Source organism: Streptomyces sp. NPDC031479, assembly GCF_055581065.1.
The window spans coordinates 65,389-91,605 of the sequence record NZ_JBVIKC010000031.1 but is presented as its reverse complement, the minus strand read 5'-3'; the positions used below and the strand labels follow the sequence as shown (position 1 = coordinate 91,605).

At 72.2% G+C, this 26,217-nt stretch carries 21 protein-coding genes and 1 tRNA gene; 2 read left to right on the top strand and 20 right to left on the bottom strand.

Features of this window, described 5'->3' with window-relative positions; genetic code table 11:
* Window positions 1-195: 195 nt before the first annotated feature.
* Both ACZ5D2_RS28380 and ACZ5D2_RS28375 read right to left on the bottom strand, forming a co-directional pair.
* The gene (locus ACZ5D2_RS28380) at window positions 196-993 is read right to left on the bottom strand and encodes a S16 family serine protease (protein WP_371678359.1); all 798 of its coding nucleotides are present in this window, start codon (window positions 991-993) and stop codon (window positions 196-198) included.
* A gap of 157 nt (window positions 994-1,150) precedes the next feature.
* A complete protein-coding gene (locus ACZ5D2_RS28375) occupies window positions 1,151-1,792 on the bottom strand; it encodes an IclR family transcriptional regulator (RefSeq protein WP_008742627.1) in 642 nt (213 codons plus the stop codon).
* 368 nt (window positions 1,793-2,160) lie between these two features.
* Here ACZ5D2_RS28375 and ACZ5D2_RS28370 point away from each other — a divergent pair, with 368 nt between their 5' ends.
* Complete coding sequence (locus tag ACZ5D2_RS28370; protein ID WP_468933137.1) at window positions 2,161-3,279, top strand: hypothetical protein; 1,119 nt, start codon at window positions 2,161-2,163, stop codon at window positions 3,277-3,279.
* Window positions 3,280-3,376: 97 nt separating this feature from the next.
* Here ACZ5D2_RS28370 and ACZ5D2_RS28365 read toward each other — a convergent pair whose 3' ends face one another.
* The 4 genes from ACZ5D2_RS28365 to ACZ5D2_RS28350 form a co-directional block, all read right to left on the bottom strand.
* Window positions 3,377-5,161, bottom strand: coding sequence for a DEAD/DEAH box helicase (locus tag ACZ5D2_RS28365; protein WP_030239135.1), 1,785 nt, complete (start codon window positions 5,159-5,161; stop codon window positions 3,377-3,379).
* A 143-nt stretch (window positions 5,162-5,304) separates the two neighbouring features.
* Entirely contained in the window at window positions 5,305-5,697 is a 393-nt protein-coding gene (locus ACZ5D2_RS28360; RefSeq protein WP_468933145.1) for a type II toxin-antitoxin system death-on-curing family toxin, read from the bottom strand.
* A gap of 50 nt (window positions 5,698-5,747) precedes the next feature.
* Entirely contained in the window at window positions 5,748-5,948 is a 201-nt protein-coding gene (locus ACZ5D2_RS28355) for a hypothetical protein (protein ID WP_468933133.1), read from the bottom strand.
* A gap of 35 nt (window positions 5,949-5,983) precedes the next feature.
* Entirely contained in the window at window positions 5,984-7,555 is a 1,572-nt protein-coding gene (locus tag ACZ5D2_RS28350; RefSeq protein ID WP_468933130.1) for an MFS transporter, read from the bottom strand.
* A gap of 171 nt (window positions 7,556-7,726) precedes the next feature.
* On the opposite strand from ACZ5D2_RS28350, the gene ACZ5D2_RS28345 reads away from it, so the two are divergent.
* A tRNA-Cys gene (locus ACZ5D2_RS28345) sits at window positions 7,727-7,801 on the top strand.
* A 55-nt stretch (window positions 7,802-7,856) separates the two neighbouring features.
* Here ACZ5D2_RS28345 and ACZ5D2_RS28340 read toward each other — a convergent pair.
* The 14 genes from ACZ5D2_RS28340 to ACZ5D2_RS28275 form a co-directional block, all read right to left on the bottom strand.
* The gene (locus ACZ5D2_RS28340; RefSeq protein ID WP_468933127.1) at window positions 7,857-8,552 is read right to left on the bottom strand and encodes a hypothetical protein; all 696 of its coding nucleotides are present in this window, start codon (window positions 8,550-8,552) and stop codon (window positions 7,857-7,859) included.
* Window positions 8,553-8,587: 35 nt separating this feature from the next.
* The gene (locus tag ACZ5D2_RS28335; protein ID WP_468933124.1) at window positions 8,588-10,936 is read right to left on the bottom strand and encodes a hypothetical protein; all 2,349 of its coding nucleotides are present in this window, start codon (window positions 10,934-10,936) and stop codon (window positions 8,588-8,590) included.
* Between the two features lie 9 nt (window positions 10,937-10,945).
* A complete protein-coding gene (locus ACZ5D2_RS28330) occupies window positions 10,946-11,356 on the bottom strand; it encodes a hypothetical protein (protein ID WP_468933121.1) in 411 nt (136 codons plus the stop codon).
* A 33-nt stretch (window positions 11,357-11,389) separates the two neighbouring features.
* Window positions 11,390-12,550 carry a type VII secretion-associated serine protease mycosin gene (gene mycP / locus ACZ5D2_RS28325; RefSeq protein WP_468933118.1) on the bottom strand — a complete coding sequence of 387 codons (1,161 nt, stop codon included), beginning with the start codon at window positions 12,548-12,550 and terminating at the stop codon, window positions 11,390-11,392.
* Between the two features lie 27 nt (window positions 12,551-12,577).
* Complete coding sequence (locus ACZ5D2_RS28320; protein WP_468933115.1) at window positions 12,578-14,002, bottom strand: WXG100 family type VII secretion target; 1,425 nt, start codon at window positions 14,000-14,002, stop codon at window positions 12,578-12,580.
* A 66-nt stretch (window positions 14,003-14,068) separates the two neighbouring features.
* Window positions 14,069-15,226 carry a type VII secretion-associated serine protease mycosin gene (gene mycP / locus ACZ5D2_RS28315; protein WP_468933112.1) on the bottom strand — a complete coding sequence of 386 codons (1,158 nt, stop codon included), beginning with the start codon at window positions 15,224-15,226 and terminating at the stop codon, window positions 14,069-14,071.
* A gap of 21 nt (window positions 15,227-15,247) precedes the next feature.
* Complete coding sequence (locus tag ACZ5D2_RS28310) at window positions 15,248-16,669, bottom strand: WXG100 family type VII secretion target (protein ID WP_468933109.1); 1,422 nt, start codon at window positions 16,667-16,669, stop codon at window positions 15,248-15,250.
* On the bottom strand, window positions 16,669-17,193 hold the full coding sequence (locus tag ACZ5D2_RS28305; protein WP_371678332.1) for a DUF2563 family protein: 525 nt from the start codon (window positions 17,191-17,193) through the stop codon (window positions 16,669-16,671). Before ACZ5D2_RS28305 ends, ACZ5D2_RS28310 begins: the two co-directional genes overlap by 1 nt.
* 163 nt (window positions 17,194-17,356) lie before the next feature.
* Entirely contained in the window at window positions 17,357-19,690 is a 2,334-nt protein-coding gene (locus ACZ5D2_RS28300) for a xanthine dehydrogenase family protein molybdopterin-binding subunit (protein WP_371678331.1), read from the bottom strand.
* Window positions 19,687-22,002 carry a (2Fe-2S)-binding protein gene (locus ACZ5D2_RS28295; RefSeq protein WP_468933104.1) on the bottom strand — a complete coding sequence of 772 codons (2,316 nt, stop codon included), beginning with the start codon at window positions 22,000-22,002 and terminating at the stop codon, window positions 19,687-19,689. The genes ACZ5D2_RS28300 and ACZ5D2_RS28295 overlap by 4 nt, the downstream gene beginning before the upstream one ends.
* Window positions 21,999-22,916 carry an FAD binding domain-containing protein gene (locus tag ACZ5D2_RS28290; protein WP_371678329.1) on the bottom strand — a complete coding sequence of 306 codons (918 nt, stop codon included), beginning with the start codon at window positions 22,914-22,916 and terminating at the stop codon, window positions 21,999-22,001. Before ACZ5D2_RS28290 ends, ACZ5D2_RS28295 begins: the two co-directional genes overlap by 4 nt.
* Window positions 22,917-23,303: 387 nt before the next feature.
* A complete protein-coding gene (locus ACZ5D2_RS28285) occupies window positions 23,304-24,953 on the bottom strand; it encodes a beta-N-acetylhexosaminidase (RefSeq protein WP_371678328.1) in 1,650 nt (549 codons plus the stop codon).
* A gap of 226 nt (window positions 24,954-25,179) precedes the next feature.
* Window positions 25,180-25,464, bottom strand: coding sequence for a DUF3039 domain-containing protein (locus ACZ5D2_RS28280; RefSeq protein WP_063760367.1), 285 nt, complete (start codon window positions 25,462-25,464; stop codon window positions 25,180-25,182).
* Window positions 25,465-25,493: 29 nt separating this feature from the next.
* Complete coding sequence (locus ACZ5D2_RS28275; RefSeq protein ID WP_042817019.1) at window positions 25,494-26,054, bottom strand: YqgE/AlgH family protein; 561 nt, start codon at window positions 26,052-26,054, stop codon at window positions 25,494-25,496.
* Between the last annotated feature and the right edge of the window lie 163 nt (window positions 26,055-26,217).

Sequence of the window (26,217 nt, the reverse complement as noted above, 5' to 3'; positions counted from 1 at the left end):
CCCCCCCCCCCCCCCCCCCCCCCCCCCCCCCCCCCCCCCCCCCCCCCCCCCCCCCCCCCCCCCCCCCCCCCCCCCCCCCCCCCCCCCCCCTCCCCTCCCCCCCCCCCCCCCCCCCCCCCCCCCCCCCCCCCCCCCCCCCCCCCCCCCCCCCCCCCCCCCACGCCCGCTTGGTCCGTTCGACCCTGGTCCTCGCCGTCAGCAGGCCGGAACCTCCCCGCCCCGCTGGAGCGCCCGCAGGGAGTCCACCGCGCCCGACAGCGAGGTGACGGGGATCAGCCGCAGCCCCTGGGGGAGTTCGGCCTTGGCGTCGGAGCATTCCGCCTTCGGGACGAGGAAGACCGTCGCCCCGTCGCGGCGGGCCGCCTGGGTCTTCAGGCCCACTCCCCCGACGGCGCCGACCGTCCCGTCGGCGGTGATGGTTCCCGTACCGGCGATGGTGCGCCCGCCGGTGAGGTCGCCGCCGCTGCCGTCGCCGTCGAGCTTGTCGACGATGCCGAGGGAGAAGAGCAGTCCGGCGCTGGGGCCGCCGACGTCGGCGAGGTTGAGGTCGGCCTTGACCGTCTTCGGGTCCTTGTGGAGATATCCGAGGGCGGCCTGGGCGGCGGCCGACTGGGACTGCGTCATCTCCTCCAGGTTGTGCTGCTCGATCTCCTTGTCGCTTCCGCCCGACGGGTAGACGGCCCCCTTCGGCATGACCGCCCGGGTGCTGTCGAACCAGTTCCCGAGCAGCTCGGGCAGGGTGACGGTGCTGGAGGGGCCGGTCGCCTGGATGGTGGTCATCCGCAGCTGGCCCTTGGTGTCCCGGGTGGGCGCGCCGCTGACGGTGATGACGGGCTTGCCGTCACGGGCGCCGAGCACGTCGGCCGTGAGGCCCGGCTGGGCGATCACGAAGGGCAGTGGCGCGAGGGCCGCCACCGCGAACAGCGCGGCTACGGGCGCGGCGCAGATGGCCAGGGCGGCGGGACGCGGCAGACGTGTGAGGCGAGAGAGCACCCGGCCAATCTATCGGGCCGCGCGCCCGCGCCCGTGGCACCGGTGTCCGGGGCGCAGGTGTCCGGGGCCCGCGACCGCCGTTGGTGGGGCTCCCCGGCGGCGGTACCGCATCCGGCGCGGCGCCCCCTCCGGGAACACCGCGGCGGGCGGCCACCGGCTAGCGCAGGGCGTCGGCGACCTCGCGGGCGGCGTCGACCACGCGCGGGCCCACCCGCTCCGGTACGGCGTCGGCCAGCATCACCACGCCGACGCTGCCCTCCAGCCCGGTGATGCCGACCAGCGGGGCGGCGGCGCCGCTGGCGCCCGCTTCGAGTTCGCCGTGGGTCAGGGTGTAGCCGGGCTCGATGAGCGTGCCCTGGCGGGCGGCCAGGATGGCCCGGCCGGCCGCACCGCGGTCCAGGGGGTGACGGAAACCGGCCCGGTAGGCGACGTGGTAGTCGGTCCAGGTCGGCTCGACGACGGCGACGGCGAGCGCCTCTGTGCCGTCGACGAGGGTCAGGTGCGCGGTGGCGCCTATGTCCTCGGCGAGCGAGCGCAGCGCGGGCAGCGCCGCCTCCCGCACGAGCGGGTGGACCTGACGCCCCAGCCGCAGCACGCCGAGCCCGACGCGGGCCCGGCCGCCGAGGTCGCGGCGGACCAGGGCGTGCTGTTCGAGGGTCGCGAGCAGTCGGTAGACCACGGTGCGGTTGACACCGAGGCGGTTGGAGAGCTCGGTGACAGTCAGACCGTGGTCGGTGTCGGCGAGCAGCTTGAGGACTCTCAGCCCTCGATCGAGAGTCTGGGAGGTTTCCGCGGTCACGACGCCTCTCCCTCTCCTTCGGGTGGGCGGCGGTGACTCTCACGGGGTGGAGCGCTGCCGGTCCCTCGGCGACGCACGGAGAGGCCGCCGGTAGCGGCCATGGCACCGGCTGCGCTCCCGCGGCGGCGCTGCCACGGGGCGTTCGATGCGGGGACAGTAGCGAGCGGGTCCGCTCAGCGGAAGGCCTCGTCCAGAATCCGGGCGCCTGCTGTCGGTTTGTGTCCTTTTCTGCTGACGCCTGTGCCAATTCGTAATGTTCCTCAAGCGAAAACCGCTTTACAGCCCCCTTAGTCTGATCACGTTCAAAAAGATTTTTGGGGGTGGGCAGGGCGTGCGACGCCGTGCCCACGTAGGGGAAAGAAGTACAAGTGAAGCTGAAGCGCATGGCCATCGTCGCCGCCGCTGCCGTGGTGGGCCCGACGGTCCTCATGGCCACGCCCGCCATGGCGGACGAGGTCCAGAACCCGGCGATCACCACGCCGGACGCGGCTCCGGCCGCCGACGCCGCCGCCAAGCCGGCCGTGGAGACCCCGGCGACCCCGGCGGAGGCTGCCAAGCCCGCCGCGGAGACCCCGGCCCCGGCCGCCGAGACCCCGGCCGCGAAGCCCGCCGCCGAGACCCCGGCGACCACCCCGGCCGCCGACGCCGCCAAGCCCGCCGCGGAGACCCCGGCGGTTCCGGCCGCCGACGCCGCCAAGCCCGCCGCCCAGACCCCGGCTCCGGCCGCGAAGGCCGCGGACGCGGCCGACGCCAAGGACGCCGCGAAGTGGGTCGCCGACGGCCCGAAGCTCGCGATCAAGGACCTGCCGTCCTCCTTCAAGGCCGGCGGCGGCTGGCAGGAGTTCACCCTTGAGGTGGACAACACCGGCGGCAAGGACCACAAGGACTACTCCCTCGCCGTTGACCTGATGACCCGCACGAAGGTCAAGGACGGCAACATCGCCCTTGAGGTCTACCTCCCCAACGAGGAAGGCGACTGGGACTGGTACCCGGCGGAGTCGACCGGCTCCGACAACGAGTTCTTCCTGACCTTCGGACACGGGGCGATCGCGAAGGACGACAAGTTCGACATCAAGCTCCGTCTGAAGTTCTCGAAGGACACCCCCACGACGGACATCGCCCTCACCCCCGCGGGGTGGAGCAACGCCGAGGGTGACGAGAGCTACTCCGCGGACAACATCGTCGAGTCCAAGGTCGAGGGCAAGACCGGCGGCAACACGGGCAACACGGGCGGCAACACCGGTGGCGGCCACACCGGTGGCGGCACCAAGCCGAACGGTGGCACCTCCACCACGCCGATCGTCGACCACAACACTGGCACCGGCACCACCGTCTCCACGGGCACCACCACCAACGCCGGCGGTCAGCTCGCCGAGACCGGTACCGACGCAGCCACCACCTGGGCCCTCGGCGCCGGCGGCGTCGCGCTCGCCCTGGGTGCGGCCCTCGTCGCGGGCAACGGCCGCCGTCGGCGCGTCGGCGCCTGACGGCAGGCAGTAAACAGCCAGTAGGCAGTACGAGAACGGGGTCCGTGCGCAGCAGCGCACGGACCCCGTTCCGCGTGTCACACCCCCCGCGGACGCGCTACCGCATCCGCGTGGCCCACTCCTGCACCTTCTTGATCCGCTCCCGCAGCTGCCCCGCCGTCGCCTCCGCGCTCGGCGGCCCGCCGCACACGCGCCGCAGCTCCGTGTGGATCACCCCGTGCGGCTTGCCGCTCTGGTGGACGTACGCGCCGACCATCGTGTTCAGCGACTTGCGCAGCTCCAGCAGTTCCTTGTGCGAAACCACCGGCCGCCGGTCGGCCGGCAGCTCCAGCAGGTCCGCCTCCGAGTCCGGCTTGCGCCGGCTGTGCGCGATCTGCCGCGACTGCCGCTTCTGGAGCAGCATCTGCACCTGGTCGGGCTCCAGCAGCCCCGGGATGCCGAGGTAGTCCTGCTCTTCCTCGCTGCCGGGGTGCGCCTGCATGCCGAACTCGGCGCCGTCGTAGAGCACCCGGTCGAAGACGGCGTCGGACTCCAGCGCCTCGAAGGACATCTGCTCGTCCTCGCCGGTGTCCTCGTCCTCCTGCCGGTTCGCCTCGTCCATCTCCTTCTCGGACTCGGCGTACGGGTCCTCCTCGCCCTGCTTCTTCGGCTTGTCGAGGACGTGGTCGCGCTCGACCTCCATCTCGTTCGCGAAGCCGAGCAGGTAGGGGATCGTCGGAAGGAACACGGACGCCGTCTCGCCGCGCCTGCGCGATCGCACGAAACGCCCGACCGCCTGCGCGAAGAACAGCGGCGTCGAGATCGTCGTCGCGTACACGCCGACCGCCAGGCGCGGGACGTCGACGCCCTCGGACACCATGCGGACCGCGACCATCCAGCGGTCGTCGTTCCCGCTGAAGGTGTCGATGTTCTTCGAGGCGCCCGTGTCGTCCGACAGCACCAGGGTCGCCTTCGTCCCGGTGATCTCGCGGATCAGCTTGGCGTACGCGCGGGCCGAGTCCTGGTCGGAGGCGATGACGAGGCCGCCCGCGTCCGGGATGCCCTTCCTGACCTCCGTCAGGCGCTGGTCGGCGGCGCGCAGCACGTTCGGCATCCAGTCGCCGCGCGGGTCCAGCGCCGTGCGCCAGGCCTGCGAGATGGCGTCCTTGGTCATCGGCTCGCCGAGGCGGGCGGCGATCTCGTCGCCCGCCTTGGTGCGCCAGCGCATGTTGCCGCTGTAGGAGAGGAAGATGACCGGCCGCACGACGCCGTCGCCGAGCGCGTTGCCGTAGCCGTACGTGTAGTCCGCGGAGGACCGGCGGATCCCGTCGTTGCCCTCCTCGTACGTGACGAAGGGGATCGGGTTCGTGTCGGACCGGAAGGGCGTGCCGGTCAGCGCCAGGCGCCGGGTCGCCGGGTCGAAGGCCTCCAGGCAGGCCTCGCCCCACGACTTCGAGTCGCCCGCGTGGTGGATCTCGTCGAGGATCACCAGGGTCTTGCGCTGCTCGCAGCGGTTGCGGTGCAGCATCGGGCGCACGCCGACACCCGCGTAGGTGACGGCGACCCCGTGGTAGTCCTTGCTCAGCGGCCCGGCGGAGTACTCCGGGTCGAGCCGGATGCCTATCCGGGCCGCCGCCTCCGCCCACTGCTTCTTCAGGTGCTCGGTCGGCGCGACGACGGTCACCTGCTGCACCACGTGGTGGTGCAGCAGCCAGGACGCGAGGGTCAGCGCGAAGGTCGTCTTGCCGGCTCCGGGGGTCGCGACCGCGAGGAAGTCGCGCGGCTGCGTCTCGATGTACCGGGTCAGGGCACCCTCCTGCCAGGCACGCAGCTTGCTGGCGGTGCCCCACGGCGCGCGGCCGGGGAAGGCGGGTGAGAGGTGGTGGGAGGCGGTAGTAGTCACGGTCTCCGGTTCGTCTCAGTCACGGTCGCGGTCGTACGTAGGACAACCGGGCCACCTTACCGGCCCCCGCCCGCCCCTCCCGGAGGGACAGGCCCGTGACCTCGGCGGGTGCGGCGAGCGTCACATCGGGAACCTCCCGGCGCTCACATCGCGCGCAACCGCTCCGCGATCACGGCGACATCGGCCTCGTGCCCGGCGGCGACATCGATGACCAGGCCGTACGCCGCGTCCTGGTCCACCGCCGCGAGATCCACGCCGTTCACGGCGAGGAAGGTGGCGGCGGCCAGCCAGGCCGTCCGCTTGTTCCCGTCGACCAGGGGGTGGTTCACGGCGATGCCGTGGAGCAGCGCGGCCGCCTGCTCGTACGGGTCCTCGTAGGCCGGCACCCCGAACATGCGGGCCCTGGGCCGGTGCACGGCGGACTCCAGCAGCCCGGGGGCGCGCAGTTCCACGGACTGGTCCCGGGCCAGGCAGGCGTGCCGGGCGAGGTCGAGGACCTCGGCGAGGGTGAGGTGGCGCACGGCACCCCCGTCCATGGCGGCCCCGTCCACGGCGGCCCCGTCCACGGCGGCCCCGTCCACGGCGCTCACCGCCCGAGCCTCTCCAGCAGCGGGGCGTGGGCGCGGGCCAGGCGCGCGGCGGCCTCCCCGACGCGCTCGCGCTCCGCCCGCAGGTGCTCCCGTACGGCGTCCAGCGCGAGCTCCTCGGGCGTGCGGCCGGTGGCGTCGGCCAGGTCGGAGAGGTCGGCGCGCTCGGCGTCGGTCAGGGGGAGGGTCAGCTCGTACATGCCGCCGAACCTATCCCCTGGAGCCGCCCGCCCCGTCAGCTTTTCGGGGTACCCGTCTCGGCCGGGGCGGTGCCCGTCTCGGCCGGGGCAGTACCCGTCTCGGCGGGGGCAGTACCCGTCGCCGCCGGGGCGGGGCCCAGCCGGGTCTCCGCGGGGTCCAGCCGGTTCGGGGCGGGGTCCAGCCGGGTCGCGACCCAGGCCCCCACCAGCGCCACGCACGCCATCGGCAGGAACACCGCCAGGAAGGCGGCGGGGTGCGAGGCGGTGGCCTCCGCGGCCGGGGTGTGCCCGGCCGACCCCACCGCTCCCCCGCCGAGCCCGGCGAAGGCCGCACCGACGGCCGCGAGCAGCACCACGTTCGCGAGGGCGTCGGAGATCTGTAGCGCGGCGGAGTTCGCCCCGGCCTCCTCGGGCGCCGACAGTTCCAGCAGCAGCACGCTGGTCGGGCCGATCACCAGCCCCATGCCGAGGCAGCCCCCCGCCCAGGCCAGCGCCACCGTCCAGACGGGGACGGCCTCGATGAGCACCGCCGGGGCCGCCGCGATGGCGAGGGCCACCATGACCATCCCGGCGACCATGAGCCGCTCCCGGTACGGCGCCATCCGCCCCTTGGACTGCACCCAGGAACCGACCGCCCACGTCACCCCGCCCAGCGCCAGCGAGAAGCCGGCCAGCGTGGGGCTCAGCCCCCGCTGGGTGACCAGCATGAGCGGCACGAAGCTCTCCGCCCCGATGAAGGACCCCGCCGCGACCCCGCGCAGCAGCACCACGGACGGCAGGCCGCGCCGGGCCAGGTACGTCCCGCGCGGCATCAGCGCCCGCACGGCCGGCACCAGCAGGGCCACGCCCGCGGCGCCGGGCAGCAGCGACAGCCAGCGCAGGTCCTGGGCGGCGTACTGGAGCAGCCCCGCGCCCAGCGAGATCCCGAGGGCGAACCCGATCCGGCGCCGGTCGAACGCGGTGACCGCCCCGGGGTCCACGGGCCCGGAGGCGGTCCGCCGGATCGCGGGCAGGGCCACCACCAGCGGTACGACGACCAGCGCCGGGATGCCGAGGAACACCCACCGCCAGCCGAGGTGCTCGGTGACCGTCCCGGCGGCCAGCGGCCCGACGATGGACGGCACGACCCAGCTCGCGGCGAAGGCGGCCATGATGGCGGGCCTCAGCCGCTCCTCGTAGGCCCGGCTGACCACCACGTAGAGCGCGACGATGACCAGCCCGCCCCCGAACCCCTGCACGGCCCGCCCGAGGACGAAGACCCCCATGCCCACGGCGGTCCCGGAGCACACCAGCCCGGCGGCGAAGGCCCCGATCCCGACGGTGAGCGGTCGCAGCGGCCCCTGCCGGTCGGACCACTGCCCGGACAGGACCATCCCGAAGAGGCTGGTGGTGAAGTAGGCGGAGAACGCGAAGGCGTAGAGCCCGATCCCGTCCAGCTCCCGGGCGGCGACGGGCATGGCCGTCCCGACGGCGGTGGCCTCGAAGGCGATCAGGAAGATGACGGAGATCATCCCGACGCTGAGCGTCCGGTACGCGGGCCCGAGAACGCCGCCCTGCGGGGGCGGGGCGGCGTCGGGCACGGATATCCGGGGTTCAAGGGCGCTCATCGCCCCAGAGTAAGGCCCGCACTGGCCTGACGCCCCTGTCTTTTGGACGGATCCCCCCTCGGCCCCGGGACCTAGGACTGTGAACGCGACATGGCAGTCACATTGCACCCCGCCCACCCCTCTTCCCCACCCCGCGAGCCGCCCGTAGCGTCGTACGCGTCACCACCACACAGCCGTGTGCCCGAGTGGTTGAGGGACTCGCCTGCAAAGCGGGTTACGCCGGTTCGATTCCGGTCACGGCTTCCACGGAGGGCCGCCCGGGGGATCCGTCCCCAGGGCGGCCTTGCTGGTGTGCGGGGGGCTACGGGGTGGGGCTCTCGGTGGGTGCCGAGCCTGCATCGGCGTTGGCCGGGGGCAGCTCCTGCGCCCTGGCAGGAAGCCCTCCGTCATTCACACACCCGAGCTCCTTGGCCACGGCGAGCGCCGCCGAGTGGGTGACGGCCAGGTAGTCCTGGCTCAGGACGGCCGCGCCCTTGCTCTCACCCCACTGATCGTGGAACGCGGCAGTGACCTGCAAGGGGATGTCAGAGGTCGAGCCGACTCGTGCACTGACACAGTCGAACGTGACGTCGATCGACTTCCCCCGTGCCCAGACCCTCGGCCCCCGAGCGCTCACCCCGGGAAGATCGGCCGGAACTGCGTCGTACTTGCTGTACGCGGTGAACATGACCTGCGCCGTGCGGCGGTAGCCGTCCTTTGCCGTCCCTACGATCCGGCAGACCGGTTGGGGCGCGTAATGGATCTTCGCCCTGGACCGGTAGGCGTCTTCCATTGTCCGCGCCACTGAACCGGCCTCGGGATTCCTGTTCTCGTCCTGGACCTGGAATTGCGTGGATTCGAGGATCCGCTCCAATGCCTTTCCCCCGTCGTCCGTGAAGAGCCCGGCACAGATCTGGCCGACGGCGAGCAGCGGCTCAGGAGTGGGCGAGACGGAGGGCTCCGGCTCAGCGATGGAGCAGCCCACCACCGCTGCGGCGAAGACCGCCCGCCAGAGCATCAGGGCGACCGGCCTCCGCTGTATCGGGCCCCGGCTCACTCGACGCCTTTGGTCTGGGCCTCGTGGCCCTGCTGACGGGCGATGGAGTTGCCGGTTTCGTAGCCGATGCGCATCGACTCGACGAAATCGTTCCCGAAGCGGCTGTTCGGATCTACGTCATGGCGCTCCATGAACTTCCGCATGGGCGCCTCGGCACTGTGCTCGCCGGCCTGGAACATGGCCTTGTTGCTGTCGTGAGTCTCGCCGTCGATCTTGTCTTTGTGCTCTTCCTTGGCCTCGTCCGACCACTCTCCCACGACTCCTGAGGCCGCCTGCTCGGCAGCACCGCTACCGAGATCGATGGCCAGCGGAACGACGACCGCCGCCGCTCCCGCTGCTGCGGCCGTGGCGGGGAGGAACGCCACACCACCCGCGATGGCCGCCGTCGTCCCGAACTCGACCCAAGCGGACTGCTGTTCGTGCGCCTTCTCGTACTCCTCGTGCTTCTTCTCGCCGACTCCCTGGACCTGTCCCGCTCGGGACTCGTCGAGGATGCCCTGCACCTCGGCCGTGGTCCGGATCGTCGACCGGGCCCGGCCCTCGTCGATGTTTCCGTCGTGTGCCGCCTGGCCTTCCAGCACGCTCACGGAGTAGACACGCTCTGCGGTGGACACGGTGGCATAGGCATCGGGATGCTGCCCGAGCGCGGCCAGCAGGTCACGGGCGCCGTCGCGCTCGAATTGCGCATGGCCCCGATCGTCCCCGTCCCGTGGGGCGAAGACGCTGTGGTCGGGGTCCGAGCTCAGCGCTCGGTTGACGTCGTCGATGTAGCCGGCCGTCATATTGCCCAGGCTGTCGGCCAGGACGTCCTGGTGATGAAGGAGTCCGGGGTCGCCGCCGTACTTGGCCGCGACCGCCGCCATGACCGCCGCGCCGGTTTCGGTCCGGTGGAGCTCGGGCTTCGGGTCGTCCCAGGCATGACCGAGGGCAGCCGCCTCCAGGGCATGCCCCAAGGCATCCGGCATGTGTTTCTCGACCTTCTTCAGGTCGTCGAAGTTCGTGCCCTCCATGTCGATGGTGTAGTCGTAATCCTCCCGGGCGAAGAAGTCGAGGTAGCCGGTGATCGGCTTGCCCTTGGCGTCCTTGCCCAGGTTCGGTACGCCCGGCTTCTCCGTGCCGTCCTGGTTGTAGGCGTGCAGGGGCCGTCCCGGGTCGAAGAACTCGGCCGAGGCTTCCGGGCTGTGCCCCAGGGCCTCCAGGAAGCTGACCACCGGGTCGTATCCGGCGCCGTTGATCCCGGAAGGGTTGAACAGGTTCTTTCCGAGACCGTCCAGGCGGCGGGTCCCGTTGAAGAAGTCGGGGTCCTTCGCGTGGATCTGGGTGGCGTGTTCGGCGATGGGGACCAGGAACTTGGGGTCGTAGTTGCCGTAGCGCATGATCCCGCCGAGCAGCTGGTAGCCGTAGGGCGGGTTCTGGTCGTACTTCGCCAGCGGGATGTGCTGGGTGCCGAGCTTGCGCAGCTCCTGCGCATAGCTGTCCGGGAGGTGCGGCTCGGACGTGGTGCGGGTCGCCGTCGCGAGGTTGAGGCCCAGGTTCTTCTGGAGTTCCTGAACGTCCTTGAGCCGCTGTTCGTCGACCTTGCCCCACTCCTGGGTGTCGGTCGACATGGAGCCGAAGAAGTGGAGTGCACCCTTGGGGCCCAGCTCCTGGTAGAAGGCCGTGGAGAACTCCGGGACCTTCGCGTTGTCCGCAAGCAGCTCGTTCAGTTCTACGAGCTCGGCGTGGGAGAGGTCCCGCCCCTTCTTCGCGAGGGCGGCGGCGTGGCCGGCCTGCTCTGCGGCGAGGCCGGCGTACTTGGGTGAGCCGAAGTTGTGGTCCTCGGCGACGTTGGCGCCCAGCAGGCGGGCGAGCGACTGGTCGACGTCGTCGCAGGCGTCGACGGCCGCGTCGATCTTCGCCTGCCACAGCGGCAGGTTGACGCGGATGGACTCCTGGTAATCGGGATCGTGCCGGGCCGCGTAGCGCTCCTCCTCGGAGACGAGGGGAGCGGCCTGCACCTTGCCCTTGGCGTCCACCCTGAACCCGGCGGCGGGCACCTCCTCCTCGGAGAGCTTCTTCAACCGGTCGCGGGACGACTTGAACGTGGCGTGGGCCTGGGTGAGCGCCTGCTGGATGCCCTTCGCCTCCTTGGCGGCGTCCTCGAACTCCTTGGCCGTCTTCGCCACGAACGGCCGCGCCACCCCGGCGGTGACCCCGCTCCACTCGGCCTTGTCGGCCTTGGCCTTCATGCCGTTGCGGGCCGTCTCCGCCAGCTCCTCCAGCTTCGCGACCATGGCCTGCCAGTCGGTGGCCGCCGTCTGGAGCTTGTCGACGGGGGCGTTGAGCACGTTCTCGTACGTCAGCACGGGCGCCGCCTACTTGAGGTATTCGTCGAGCTTCGAGGTCGTGAACTCGGCGTAGAGCTGCTGCTCTTCCTTGTTGTGCGAGGAGAGGGAGTAGTTCAGCCCATTGGAGATCTGCGCGCAGGCGGCGACGAGGGTCTTCACCTGGCTCTCCCAACGGGAGTTGAGCTTCGTCAGGGCCGCCCCGCTCGCGAAGCCCTCCCTGCCGAGCGCGCCGGCCGCTTCGGCGGTGGCGGTGGCGGCGTGCTTGCCGTCGGTCTGGAGGCGGGAGTGCAGCGTGTGCGCCTCGGTGCCGACGGCGCCGATGTGGTCCTGGTTGAGTTCGAGGTCCTGACCGCCGACGGCCGGGGCCTGGTTGAGCCGCATGGAAACGTTGGCCGCTGCCGTGGTGCGCGCGGCGGCCCATTCCTCGTCGAACGACATCCGGGCCTCCAGGGGCAGTGCGGTCTGTTCGGTTCAGCGGCGGTTGCGACGTACGGCGACGGCGGTAACGGCCCCGCCGATGACGACGCAGGCACCCAGCCCGAGGGCGATCCACGGAAGGCTACTGCCGTCACTCTTTTTAACGCGTGCCTCGGGCAACGGTACGGGCTTGGACGCGCCAGTTTCAGCCGTTTTCCCGCCAGCGGCGCCGGCCGCCGCCAGATCGGGCAGCGGAAACACGTCTGCGGGCCCCGGGTCCCCGGGCGTGGGCACCGCGATCCGCGGCCGGACGACGCCGTACCCGACGTAGTCGTTCCGCTCGGCACCGTCTGCGGGCTTGCCAGCGGTGTTCAGCAGGACCCGGAGGACCTGGTTGTTGGTCCAGTCGGGGTGGGCCGACCAGAGCAGGGCGGCGGAGGCAGAGGCTAGGGCGGTGGCGTCGCTGGTGCCTTCGCTGGTACAGAGCCCTGTCTCTCTCGCGCAGGCCGTGATGATGCCGATGCCAGGGGCCGCCATGTCGACTTGCGGACCGTGCTGAGACTCCTTCGTCGCACCACCGTCAGCGCCCACAGCGCCCACACCTACGACTCCGGGTGTGGCACCTGGATACTCCAACTTATTGGTCGTGTCGCCATCGTTACCCACAGCAGCGAAGATCAATTTCCCTTTGGATAGTGCGTATTTGACGACCGAAGCACGCGCCTCGTCATCCTTGGGTGAGCCTTCAACCCCAAGGGAAATATTAATGACCTTTGCGTCCGATTCCGCCGCATACCTGATGGCGTCAACCCAAGACGGAGTCGAAGCACTCATCTCATCCGGAACTCGAATGGGGAGAATCTTCGCGCCTGGTGCCAGCCCAAACGCTCCGTCGCCACTGGGATGCCGACCCGAGCCAGCGATCAAAGCCGCCATCGAAGTGCCATGGGTGTTGTAGCCCGTGCGTTCGTCACCTTTGTACCCCTCCGCAAAGTCCTTGCCGGGGAGAACTTGGCCATCGAGCTCGGGAATGCGCTCGACCCCGCTGTCGATGACCGCGACGGTGATGCCCTTGCCCGTACTGGTCTTCCAGATGTCGTCTGCCTTCATGGCATCGAGGTGCCACTGCTGCTCACGGATCGTCTGCGCATGAGCTGGGGTCGCCGCGACCCCAGCCAGCACCAAACCCACCAGGGTCGAGGTCGTCTTGCGCATACGCATCCCGTGCAACATCCCTTCTATTCAGTCGATCACTGGCGGAACGACCCGCCGGTCACCCTGCCAGGTCTCTTCGTCCTCAGCCAGGTAGTCAGGGCGTGCACCCACTTGCTCTCCACGCCGCTTACTCGGGTTATGAATCCCTGCGCCGGCGTGGCCCATCCCGCCAGGGTTGCGGACGAGTCCGGAACCGCCCTGAGTGAACGGCTGCCCGTCCGTGGCCGGTCGACCACCCACAGCGGGTTGTCGACCTCCGATGATGCCGCCTGGCTCCATGGCCAACCGACGGCCGACCGGCGAACCACCTGACGGCCCGTGCGGGCCACCGAGTCCACCGCCCATCGAGCCAGGCATGCCTTGGCCGGCAGGGGGCGCGCCTTCCGCGCCGATGACGGTACCTCGCGGGATGGCCGCTCCAGGCGTGCCAGGAGAAATCGGCCGACCACCCACGATGCCCGCGTCCCGCGGGGGCGGCCCTACGACCTTGCTGCCGCCAATGGCGCTCGGAGGCCTAGTGCTGGGCATGGGGCCACCATCGGGCACCTTCAGACCTGTCGTCGGGGGGAACACCAGAGGTGGAACGAGGCCTACGGGATTGGTGTTGCCACTCCCCGGACCGACAGGCCCAACACCAGGCGCAGCCGGTACCGAAGGCAAGGTCCTGTCCGGCAGCGTCGCGACTTGGTTGAGGCCCACGCTCACGTCCCGATCCGGCGGGACTGGTGAAGGTGTGGGCATACCCCCGGCCGCTGAAGGTGTGGCGCCGCCCCATTGCGGCAGGCCACCAGTCACGACACCCGGCTCAGGGGCCTGCCCTGCGCTGGGCGTCGATGGCGTATACGACGAACTTTCGGAGTAGGACTCGCGCCCCGTCGCACCGCTCGGACGCGCGATGGCGGAACTGCGATCTCGTTCATCCGGGGCGAACTCCGGTGGCGGTGGCGGGAAGGTAGGGGCCTCCGCCGTGTTCATCTGGGTCGCCGATGTGTCGTACGACTGCGCCAGCTTCGTCAGCTGCTGGATCGCCTCATGGCGGTCACCGCTCAGCTTCGCGTGTGCCGTCTGGCCCATCTGCTGCGCGTCCGGGTCATTGTGGAACTCGTGCGCCGACGCCAGGTTCGCCGCCGCCGACGTGTCGTACTTCGGGGTGTTGGCCTTGACCTCCACCATCGTCTGGGCCGCGTGCGTCATCCACTTGCTGCCCTCTTCGCTGTAATCCGCCAACCGCAGCGTCGCGTTGCCCGCCCCGGTCACCCACGCCTGGAACACATCGGCCGCCTCGCCCTCCCAGCCCTTGACCTGGTGCTTCCGAAGGCTCTCCCCGATGTCCTTGATCACCACCGCGGCACCCGACAGCTGGGTGGCGCGTGCGACGACCGTCTCCGAGTCGAGGGAGGCGATCATCGCGAGCAGCTGCTCGTGCGTGTAACCCTCGAAGTCCGTCGCCATCAGACAGAGCCCTTCGACGTGCTCGGAACAGGAGTGAGTTCAAGGCCTCGGCCTCATGGAGGCCCCTCAGCGGCGGTTGCGTCGCACGACGACGGCGGTGACAGCCCCGCCGATGACGACGCAGGCACCCAGCCCCAGGGCGATCCAGGGCAGGCTGCTGCCGTCGCCCTCGCGCTCGGCGGCCTTCGCCTGCGGTGCGGGCTTCGAGCCGGCCGGCGGAGCCGCTGGCTTCTTCGCGGCATCCGCCGCCGCCAGGTCGGGAAGCGGGTACACGTCCCGGGGCCCCGGATCGCCGGGAGTGGGCACCGCGATCCGCGGCCGGACGACGCCGTAGCCGACGTAGTCGTTCCGCTCGGCACCGTCTGCGGGCTTGCCGGCCGTGTTCAGCAGGACCCGGAGGACCTGGTTGTTGGTCCAGTCGGGGTGAACTGACCAGAGCAGGGCGGCGGAGGCGGAAGCGAGAGCGGAGGCGTCGCTGGTGCCGTGGCTGGCACATACTTCCGTCTTTCCGACACAGGCAGAGTAGATATCGATGCCAGGGGCGGCCATGTCCACCTGCGGTCCGTGCTGCGACTCCTGAGTAGCGCCGCCATCAGGGCCGATCGCCCCGACACCCACAACCCCAGGAGTCGCTGCAGGATATCTGAGGGTGTTGAGCGTTTCTGCGTCGTTCCCAACGCTGGCAAAGATCAATTTCCCTTTGGAGAGGGCGTATTTCACCGCGTCGAGCCGCGCAGGGTCATCCTTGTCCGTGCCCATGGAAATATTGATGATCTTGGCATCGGAATCTGCCGCGTAACGAATCGCTTGCGTCCAGGCAGGGTGGGTCGCATCGTTCTCAATCGGGACGCGGATCGGGAGGATCTTCGCGCCTGGCGCCAGTCCGATCGCTCCGTCACCACTGGGGTGTCTTCCAGTCCCAGCGATCATCGCGGCCATGGATGTGCCGTGGTTGTCGTAGTCGGTGCGCTCATCTCCATCTTGCGATGTCGCAAGATCCTTGCCCGGAAGAACCTGCCCCTCAAGTTCGGAAACTCGCGCTACACCACTGTCGACGACAGCGATGGTGACTCCCTTGCCCGTGGTGATCTTCCAGATGTCATCTGCCTTCATGGCATCGAGGTGCCACTGCCGTTCACGGATCGTCTGCGCATGCGCAGGGGTCGCGGCGACCCCCGCCAGCAGCAGACCCACCACGGCCGAGGTCGCCTTGCGCATACGCATCCCGTGCAACATCCGTTCCGCTCAGTCGATCACCGGCGGAACGACACGACGGTCACCCTGCCAGGTCTCTTCGTCCTCGGCCAGGTAGCCGGGACGTCCGCTCCCCTGGCCCCTACGCCGTCCGCCCGGAGTAGACGCGCCGGCACCACCGTGGCCCATCCCGCTGCCTGCCACGCCGGGTCCTGATCCGTTGCGCACGAGGCCGGAGCCACCCTGGGTGAACGACTGGCCGCCTCCAACCGCCTGGCGACCACCGACAACGCCACCCGGCTCCATCGCCAGCCGGCGACCGACCGGGAAGCCACCGCGGGGACTTGGCGGACCTCCACCGACACCACCGCCCATCGGGCTGCCCATCCCCCGTCCACCGGGATGTGCGCCTTCCCCACCGATGACGGTGCCACGGGGAATCCCGGCAGCGGAGGGGCCGGAGGCAATGGGCTTCCCGCCTACAATCCCGGTATCGCGAGGCGGCAGGCCGACTCTGCTGCTGACGCCGCCCCCCGGAGGCCTCACGCTCGGCAGCGGGCCACCCACCGGGCCGGGCACCCCCCGGGTCGGGGGGAGCGTCAGGGGCGGCATGGGCGGGACGGAGCTGGGCCCCCCACCCCCCGGAAGGGCGGGTCCGCCCCCGCCGGGCAAGCCGGTGACGGGTGTCAGGGTCTTGTCCGGGAGAATCGCCACGTGATCGAGGCCTACGTCGGCACCTCGGTCCGGAAGCACCGGGGTCGGCATCGGCCCAGCCGTCGGCTGCAAGGTGCTACCCAAGGAAGGCCGATCCAGCACACCAGCAGTCCCGTGCACGGATCCACCACCCTTTGAGGAGGACTGCAGGTAGGAACCGCCGCCTGTTCCTGACCCACTGTCGACGCTCCCTGAACGACTCACGTGTTCAAGGTCGTTGTAGCCCGTCGGCTCGAACCTCTTCGGCGGAGGCGGAAACGTAGGGATCTCCGCCCTGTTCATCTGGGTCGCCGATGTGTCGTACGACTGCGCCAGCTTCGTCAGCTGCTGGATCGCCTCATGGCGGTCACCGCTCAGCTTCGCGTGTGCCGTCCGGCCCATCTGCTGCGCGTCCGGGTCGTTGTGGAACTCGTGCGCCGACGCCAGGTTCGCCGCCGCCGACGTGTCGTACTTCGGGGTGTTGGCCTTGACCTCCACCATCGTCTGGGCCGCGTGCGTCATCCACTTGCTGCCCTCTTCGCTGTAATCCGCCAGCCGCAGCGTCGCGTTGCCCGCCCCGGTCACCCACGTCTGGAACACATCGGCCGCCTCGCCCTCCCAGCCCTTGACCTGGTGCTTCCGAAGGCTCTCCCCGATGTCCTTGATCACCACCGCGGCACCCGACAGCTGGGTGGCGCGTGCGACGACCGTCTCCGAGTCGAGGGAGGCGATCATCGCGAGCAGCTGCTCGTGCGTGTAACCCTCGAAGTCCGTCGCCATCAGATAGAGCCCTTCGACGTGCTCGGGTTCGGCGCCGGGGTGCCCTGCTGGGCCGCGGCCTTTTGCTGGGCTTCCTTCTCCTCGCGGACCAGCGGGTCGCGGTCCCGGACGTAGTCCTGCTTCGACTGCACGATGATGGCCCGCATGCGCGCCTGCGTGTCCTCGTCCACCCCCGCGTAGCCCTTGCCCGCCGTCAGGACCGCGATGCCGAGGGCCTCGATCTGGGCGGCCAGGCCCTGGGAGAGCTTCTGCAGCTCCGAGTGGACCGTCGAGTACGCCTTGAACAGGGAGTCGGCCTCCGGGAAACCCGTGCCGAGGGTGCCTGTCGGCAGGGTGCCGTGGGCGAGCTTCTTGTCGTCCGCGTCCGAGCCGTCGAGCTTCTTCAGGAGGGCGTCGACCAGCTTCTTGTAGCCGGTCATCGACTCGTACTCGACCTGGAGGGCCTTCGCCTGGCTCATGACGGCGTCCGCCACGCTCGCGCCGACGTTGCTCCCCAACAGCATCGGCCCGTTGTCTTCTGCCACGCCGGCCTCCCCGCTTCCCCGTCTCCCCGCGGGCGCGGCGCACGTCTCCGGCGCCGCTCCCCGTCCCCGTTCGCACCCGCACGTTCCGGGTGCCGCCGATCACTCTATCGATCGGCGCCGACAGGCCCAAGCTCGGGTTGCACGTGCAATGCGGGTCACACGGTTACGAGTTGGACGCCGCCACCGCCGCCGATGGCCGGATCGGGATCCTGTTCACGGGCCGTCCCGTCGCCGCGCGGACCGCCGCCGCGATCGCCGCCGGGGTGGTCACCACCGGTACCGCGCTCGCCGCCTTCGCGCCGAACGGGGCCACCACGTCGCGCTCCTCCACCAGCCGGACGATGCGCACCGCCGGGGCGTCGAGCGAGGTCGGGAGGGCGTAGCCGGTCAGGTCGGGGTGGCGGACCAGGCCCGCGACCGAGCGGAGGTTCTCCGTCAGCGCCGCGCCCACGCCCTGGGTGACGCCCGCTTCGATACGGGCCTCCAACTGGCGGGGGTTGAGGATCCGGCCCACGTCCTGGGCGACCGCGAGTTCCACGACGCGTACCGACCCCAGCTCGATGTCGACGTCCACCACCGCGCGGATCGCGCAGAAGGCGAGGCCGACGAACGCGTCGCCCTGGCCGTCCGCGCCCAGCGGCTCCGTCGGGTGGGGGCGGCACTGGGCCGTCGCCCAGAGCTCCTTGCCCTCGATCGCCTCCGCGACCGTCGTCGAGAAGGCGCCGTCGTACGACGTGATCCGGCCGTCCGCGATCTGCAGGAGCTCGGTGGACATGCCCAGCTTGTGCGCCATGGGCTGGAGGAGCTGCGTACGGACCATCTTCGCCGCGCGCTCGACGGCCCCGCCCGAGACCCAGGTGTGGCGGCCGTGCGCCGACGGGCCCGCCGGCGGCTGGTCGGTGTCGACGGGGGCCATCGCCACCTCGTCCACGCCGAGGACCTCCTGGACGATCTGACGGGCGAGGGTCGCGAAGCCCTGGCCGGTGTCGACGGCCGCGCAGATGACGGTGGCCGTGCCGCCGACGACCTTCACGGTGGCCGTGGAGACCTCGTCCGCCCCCTCGGCGCCGAGCATGTGGACCATGCCCACGCCGTAGCCGACCCCGCGCCGCACAGCACCGGGTTCGCCCGCGCCCTCGGGGCCGCCGGGCAGCAGCCACTCCTCCTCCGGGGCGTCCTTCGGGAGGGAGGGGAGCGGGAAGTCGCGGACCGACCGCAGGAGTTCGGCGACCGGGGCCGGGCAGGTGACCGTCTGGCCGGTGGGCAGGAGGTCGCCCGTCGACAGGACGTTGCGCATCCGCACTTCCGCGCCGTCGATGCCGAGGGCGGCGGCGAGCTTGTCCATCTGGCCCTCGTAGGCCGCGCAGACCTGCATGGCGCCTTCGCCGCGCACATGACCGGACGGGGGGTTGTTGGTGCGGACCGCCCAGCCCTCCACGAAGGCGTGCGGGACGATGTACGGGCCGCACGCGAACGCCACCGCCGCCGCGAGGGATTCCGCGGAGGAGTCGGCGTACGCGCCCGCGTCCATCAGGATCTGGGCCTCGACCTTGACCAGCCGGCCCTCCGCGTCCGCGTGGTGGCGGTAGCGCAGCAGCGTCGGGTGGCGGTGGGCGTGGCCGAGGAAGGACTCCTCGCGGGTGGCGGCCAGCTTCACCGGGCAGCCGGTGCGCAGCGCGAGCAGCCCGAGCGGGAGCTGGAACGCGGGGTCCTCGCGGTCGGCCGTCGCGCCGGGCACGCCGGTGACGACGACGCGGACGCGGTCCGGGTCGAGCCCGAAGCAGGCGGCGGCGAGGTCGCGGTCGGTGTGCGGGTCGGTGGAGGCGGTGTAGATCTCCACCCCGCCGTCGGGGCGGGGCACCGCGAGGCCGGCCTCGGCTCCGATGGGGGCGGGGTCCTGGCGGCCGATCCGGTAGAGGCCCTCGACCACGACCTCCCCCGTCGCCTCGGGGTCGCCGTAGCGCAGCGGGATGTGCCGGATCAGGTTGCCGTCCGGGTGCAGCGGGGCGGCGCCGAAGGACTGCTCGGGGTCCGTGACGGCGTCCAGCAGCTCGTACTCGACCGTGATGGCGGCGGCCGCGAGACGTGCCGTGTCGGGGTGGTCGGCGGCGACGGCGGCGATGGCCTCGCCGTGGTGGCGGACCACGTCGTGGGCGAACACCGGCCGGTCGGCGATCCGGCGGCCGTGCGTGGTCGCGCCGGGAACGTCGGCGTGGGTGATCACGGCGCGGACGCCGGGCATCTCGGCCGCGGCCGAGGTGTCGATGGACAGGATGCGGGCGTGGGCGTGCGGGGACCGCAGCACGGCCGCCCACAGCAGGCCCTCGGCCCACAGGTCCGCGGCGTACGGGAAAGTGCCCTCGGTCTTGGCACGGACGTCCGCCGAGGGGACGGAAGCGCCGATTCCGCGCACGCGCGGCGACGTCGGCTCCCCTTCCGCCGTGGCACCGACCGTGGTGACGGCGGTCGTCGCCGTGGCCGCGTCCTGCCCGCTCACGCCGTGCCTCCGTTGTGGTGGATCCCGTGGATGCCCTGGCCGCCGAGGGTGTCGTGGCCGCCCTGGATGCCGTGGATGCCCTGGCCGCCGCCGTAGGTGTCGTGGCCGCCCTGGACGTGCTGCCCGCCGTGGTGGGGGTCGTGGCCGCCGTGCTGGGGGTCGTGGAGGCCGGGGATGCCCTGGCCGGCGCCGTAGGTGTCGTGGACGCCGGGGAAGACCTGGCCGCCGCCCATGGTGTCGTGACCGCCGTGCAGGACCTGACCGCTGCCCAGGGAGTCGTGGACGCCGGGAAGGGCCTCGCCCCCGCCCAGCGTGTCGTGACCGCCGTGGGCTCCGTACGCTCCGGGGCCGCCGTGGCCGCCGTGGACGCCGCCCTCGCCGGGCGGTGCCTGGTGCGGGATGCGCGGTTCGGCCGTGGTGGGTTCCCCGGCGGCGGTCGCCGCCGCGGCCTCGGCCGCCGTCGCCTCGCGCTCCGCGACGACCTCGCGGACCGCCTCGACGACGCCCTTGTAGCCGGAGCAGCGGCAGAGGTTGCCGCACAGCGCCTGCCGGGTCTCCAGGTCGCTGGGGGCGTGGTTGCCCTCCAGCAGGTCGTGGATGGTCATGGCCATGCCCGGTACGCAGAAGCCGCACTGCACCCCGCCCGACCTGCACAACGCCTCTTGCACGTCCGACAGTTGCCCGCCGGTCGCGAGACCCTCCACGGTGCGGACCTCGCTGCCCGCCGCCGTCGCCGCGGGGACGAGGCAGGAGGCCACGAGCCGTCCGTCGACCTGCACCGCGCAGGCTCCGCACTCGCCCTGCGAGCAGCCGTCCTTGGCGCCGGCCAGGCCGAGGCGCTCGCGCAGCACGTACAGGAGCGACTCGCCGATCCAGGCGCCGGTGACGGGCCGGTCGGCGCCGTTGACGCGCAGGACGTAGGAAGCCGCCGGGTGCTCGTGATGGGCGACGGCGGGAAGTCCCTCTTCCTCGTACGTCTCCTCCTGCACCGGCGCCCCTTCGGCACCGCCCTCGCCCGGGGGCGTGACAGCGCTGTCGGCGGTGTCCTCACCCGGCACGCCCGCGGCCCCCGCTTCGGCGACGGGAACCTCATCGGGAGCGGGATCGGGATCGACAGCGGCAGCGGCAGCGGCAGCGGCAGCGGCAGCGGCAGCGGCAGCGAAATCGGGATCGGCCTGTTCGGGAGCGGCGGCCGGTGCCGCCTCCGCGAAGCCCCGCTCCTGCCCGCGCTCCTGCCCGTGCCCGTGCCCGTGCTCGTGCTCGTACCCGTGTTCCTGCCCGAGCCCCTCGTCCTGCCGCCCCGCGGGCCCGGTCTCCGCCTCGGCCTCCACCGGGCGCGGCCGCTGCTCCTCGACCGGCGGCTGCGCCGGGCCGTGGGCGGCGTCGATGTCCGGGGCGGCGTGCAGCACGCCCTCCGGCTCCGGGCCGGGCTGCGCGTAGCCGTCCGGCAGCGGGGTCCCGACCCCGGGCCCGCCCAGCACCCTCGGGCCGCGTCCCGGCGCGTCGGCTCCGGGCCCTTCGCCCGGCAGCACGCCGGAGCTCATCAGCGTCTCGGCCCCGAAGGCGCCGCCCGCCGCACCGGCGCCGGCGGCCTGCGCCCCGGGCTGCGCCCACGGGGCCGCCGCACCGCCGGGCAGGGTCGCCGGAGCCTGGCTCCAGCCGGCCGCCCCCGCACCCCCGTCGGCCCCGTACCCGTCGGCCCCGTACCCGTCGCCCCCGTACCCGTCGGCCGCGTACCCGTCGCCCGCGTACCCGCCGGCCGGGAACTCACCCGTACCCGGCAGCGGTTCACCGACCGTCGGCAGGGTCCACTGCCCGGTGGCCGCCGGCTCGTCGGGCTGGTGCACCGCGTCGGGGAACTGCCACTCGGCCGTCGCCCCCTGGTCGTGCTCCCCGGCCGCGCCGCTCACGGCTCCGGCGCCGCCACCCGCGGGCTCCGGGAAGGCCGCCGCCACCGACGGCGGCAGCGGGATGGAAGCCGGGATCGGCCCCCGCGCGGGCGCGGGTTCGGCCGGAGCCCGGTCCGTGCCCGCCTCGGGCCACTGCACCGGCATCGTCCAGGTGCCCGTGGCGCTGGGGTCCGCACTGGCCGAGCCCAGCGGCACGATCATCGGGGGCGGCACGTACCCGTGGCCGGGCGCGGCGAGGGGTTCCCCGTTGTCGAGGGCGTCCAGCATGTCCTGCGGCAGCTTCACGAAGGCCGTGGCCTCCGAGTCGTACTCGCCGCCCTGCGGCACCGGCTCCCAGCCCCAGCCGTTGCCCGCGCCGCCCGCGTTCCCCGTCGTTCCGCTCACGTTCTCGTTCTCACTCATGAGGTCAGCGCCCTCCCCAGGGCCCTGCGCGCCAGCACGGCCACCGTCCGCCGCAGATGCAGTACTCCGGAGGACACCGGTTCCCCCTGGTCGGGCACGCAGGCGGCCGCGACGTACTCGCCGAAGGCCTCCAGTGCCTCGGGGGCCAGGCTGCGGTCCCCGTCCCAGTCGATCAGCGAGGCCACCCACTGCTCGGCCTCCAGCGGCCGCAGCGGCATCGGGGCCACCGCGCCGATGGCGCACCGCACGCCCCGGCGCGCGGGATCCAGCACCAGCCCCACGGACGCCACCGCGCGGCCGGGCCCCGTACGTCCGGTGGCCTTCAGGAAGACCTGCGGCGCGTGCAGCAGCGGGACGCGCACGAAGCCGATCAGCTCGCCCGGCCGCAGCATCTCGCGCCCGGCGAGCAGGTGGGAGACCGGGATCTCGCGCGAGCCGTCGGGGCCGACGATGACCAGGACCGCCTCCAGCGCCGCCAGCACGGGCAGGGCGTCACCGGTCGGCGCGGCCGTCGCGATGTTCCCGCCGAGGGTGCCGGCGTTGCGGATCTGCGGCGGTCCGGCGGCCCTGGCGGCGGCGGCGAGCGCGGGGATCAGAGCGGCGAAATCCGGCCGTCCCATCCGGGCGTGCGTCAGTCCGGCGCCGAGCAGCGCGTGCCCGTCCTGGTACTGCCAGCCGCGGATCTCGTTGATGCGCCCCAGGCCGACCAGCGCGGCGGGGCGCAGCAGCCCGGCGTTGACGGCGGCCATGAGGTCGGTGCCGCCCGCCACGGGCACGGCCGCGGGCATGGCGGTGAGCGCCGCCACGGCCTCGTCGAGCGAGGTCGGCAGCGTCACGGACTGCGCCGTTTGGGCCGCTTGCGGTGGTTGCGGCCCCTGAGTCGAATGCGATGCGTGCGGTGCGTGCGTGGTCAACCCAGCTGCCCCTTCCCGATGTCCCGGTCCCGGCGCTCACGCCTGTCCGCCGTACGGTACGTGCTCACCGCCGGGACGTGGCAACTCTGGCACATCTTCGGGACCACCCCGCGCGAGGGTCTCCCCGCCGCCTCCGCCGGGCCGAACCCCCCGGCGCGGCCCGTACGGCGGCCGGGAGGGGCGGCGGGGTGCCGCCCGCGGCCCGGCCGCGCACCCCACCCGCACCCTGCCCGGACGCCGTCGGCACCGCCTCGCACCACCTGTTTCCCCTACCTCCCGAACGCCCGTTTTCCCCCGTATCGCTCTGATTCGAGGCAGAGTTCCAAAGGTTTCCGAAGAGTTCCGCTTCCGGTCGACGACGGCCGGGCGGGCGGCACGTCCCCCGGGTCACACGATCGGGGGCGTGCCCTCCAGCGGACGCCCCGGCACCCCCGGCCGACGCTGCCACGGCAACGGTCCCGCCGGTGGCCGGTAGTCGACTCCGAGGGCGTCGAGCCGTGCGTAGTGCGCCGCCATCCGGGCCTCGAAGCCCTCGTAGTCCCTGGATTCCGGTTCCGGCAGCCGGGACCACACCGTCTCCGCGAAGGCGGCCAGCCGCGGGAACACCTGGTAGTCGACCCGCGCCTGGTTCTCCATCACCTCGGTCCACACGTTGGCCTGCGCTCCCAGCACGTGGGCGGCGGCCTCCGCGGAGAGCTTCGGCGGCACCGGCTCGAAGCGGTAGACGTCCTCCAGCGAGCGCACGTACCCGATGGGCATCGGCTCGTCCGGGCCGTCCGCCTGACGGTGGTCCAGGTACACCCGCTGCTCGGGGCACATCACCACGTCATGTCCGGCCTCGGCCGCGGCGATGCCGCCCCCGTAGCCGCGCCAGGAGGAGACGACGGCGCCGTCCGCCAGCCCGCCCTCCAGGATCTCGTCCCAGCCGACGAGCCGGCGCCCGCGCGCGGCGAGCCAGCCGTCGAAGTGCCGGATGAACCAGGCCTGGAGCCCGTCCTCGCCGTCCACCCCCAGTTCCCCGATCCGCGCCTGTGCCGCCGGGGAGGCGCGCCACTGCGTCCTGGGGCACTCGTCGCCGCCCACGTGCACGAAGGGCGAGACCTCCGCCGGGAACAGCTCCAGGACCTCCTCGAACACTCCCTCGTAGAAGCGCAGTACGTCCTCGGTGGGGGCGAGCACGTTCTCGTTGACGCCCCAGTCGTCCCACACGCCGAGCGCGGCGGTGTCCACGACGTCGCGGTTGCCCAGCTCGGGGTAGGCGGCGATCGCGGCCTGGGAATGCCCCGGGACGTCGATCTCGGGGACCACCCGCACGTGCCGTTCGGCCGCGTACGCGACGATCTCGCGGATGTCGTCCCGGGTGTAGAAACCGCCGTGCGGGGTCTCGTTCCACAGCGGCGAGGCCCGGTGCCCCCAGCGGCTGCGCGCGCGCCAGGCCCCCACCTCCGTGAGCCTCGGGTACCGCGCGATCTCGATCCGCCAGCCCTGGTCGTCCGTCAGGTGCAGGTGGAGCACGTTCAGCTTGTGGGCGACGAGGAGGTCGATGTACCGCAGCACCCCGTCCTTGGGCGTGAAGTGCCGGGCGACGTCCAGCAGCATCCCGCGCCAGCCGAAGCGGGGGGCGTCGGCGACGGTGACGTACGGCAGGCTCCAGCCGGGCCGCCCGGAGGGCCCGGCCAGCGGCGCCCTGCGGTACGCGGCGGGCCCGAGCAGCTGACGCAGCGTCTGCGCCCCCCAGAACAGCCCGGCGGCGGAGGCGCCCGTCAGCTCCACCCCGTCCGCGGCCACGGTCAGCCGGTAGGACTCGGGCCCGTCGGCCTGCGCGCGCCCGGGGTCGACGGCCAGGCGTACGTCGCCCCGCGCGCCGGGCCCCGCGGCCGGCAGCTCCCACCCGGTGGCGGCCCCGAGCTCGCGGCGCAGCCAGCGCGCGACCCCCTCGCCGCCGGGTCCTGCGGCGAGCACCGGCTGCGGGCCGAACGCGTAGCGCCGGCCCTCCTCGTCCACGGTGGCGTCCTGCGGTGCGGGGATCAGGTCCATGCGTCAGCCCTTCGCGGCAGCGAGCCTGTTGCACCCTGCGCAACGCTCGTTTCGCAGCGTGCTCGTCGGGCCGACCCTAGCCCGGCCCCGGGGCACGCAAAAGGCCCCCGGGCGCGATCGCGCGCACCGAGGGCCTTCGCCTCGACGGTCGGGACTTTCGCCCCCGGGACCACCGGACCACCGGACCCGGGACCACCGGACCCCGGATCCGGACCACCGGACCCGGTTACTTGTCCTTGCCGCCCTTGTCCTTGTCGCCGCCGGAGCCCATGGATTCGTAGATCTCCTTGCACATGGGGCACACCGGGTACTTCTTCGGGTCGCGGCCCGGCACCCAGACCTTGCCGCAGAGCGCGACGACGGGGGTGCCGTCGAGCGCGCTCGCCATGATCTTGTCCTTCTGGACGTAGTGGGCGAAGCGCTCGTGGTCGCCGTCGCCGTGGGACACCTGCGGCGTCGGCTCTACGAGGGTCCCCGTACCAGTCCCGCGCTCGGGCTCAAGAGTGCTCATGAAATCCAGGGTACTGAACCCCGCCGGGGTCAGTTCAGCGACGGGTCGTCCAGATAGGTGGCGACCATCGCGAGCTCGCTGCGCTGGCGGCGCAGCACCGCCCGCCACAGCCGTTCGGGGTCGGGGAAGGAGACGTCCCCGGGCTCGGAATCGACCACGTACCAGGCGCCGTCGCCCAGCTCGGCCTCCAGCTGGCCGGGGCCCCATCCGGAGTAGCCGGCGAAGATGCGCAGGCCGCCGAGGGCGGCGGCGAGGAGCTCGGGCGGGGCCTCCAGGTCCACGAGGCCGATCGCGCCGTGCACGCGGCGCCAGCCCAGCGGCCCTTCCTCGCCCGGGATCACGGCGACCCCCAACGCGGAGTCCAGCGCGACGGGGCCGCCCTGGAAGACCACGCCCGGGTCGCCGGCCAGCGGCGCCCACGGCAGCAGGATGTCGCGGACGTCCACCGGGGTCGGCCGGTTGAGGACCACGCCGAGGGAGCCCTGCTCGTCGTGGTCGAGCAGCAGCACGACCGCGCGGTCGAAATTCGGGTCCGCGAGGGCGGGGGTGGCCACGAGCAGCCGCCCTGTGAGGGAGGACACCTCGGTCATGCGGACATGATCTCGCACAATCGCCCTCCGGGGGGAGCGGACGGCGGCAATGGATCACGCGCAGCTCAGGGCGCACGGCGGCAGAGAGGAGCGCGCGCCTTCCCAAGCCCCGGAACGCGACACTCCGCCACCTGTCGCACACACAGGGTGCTGTACCGAATTC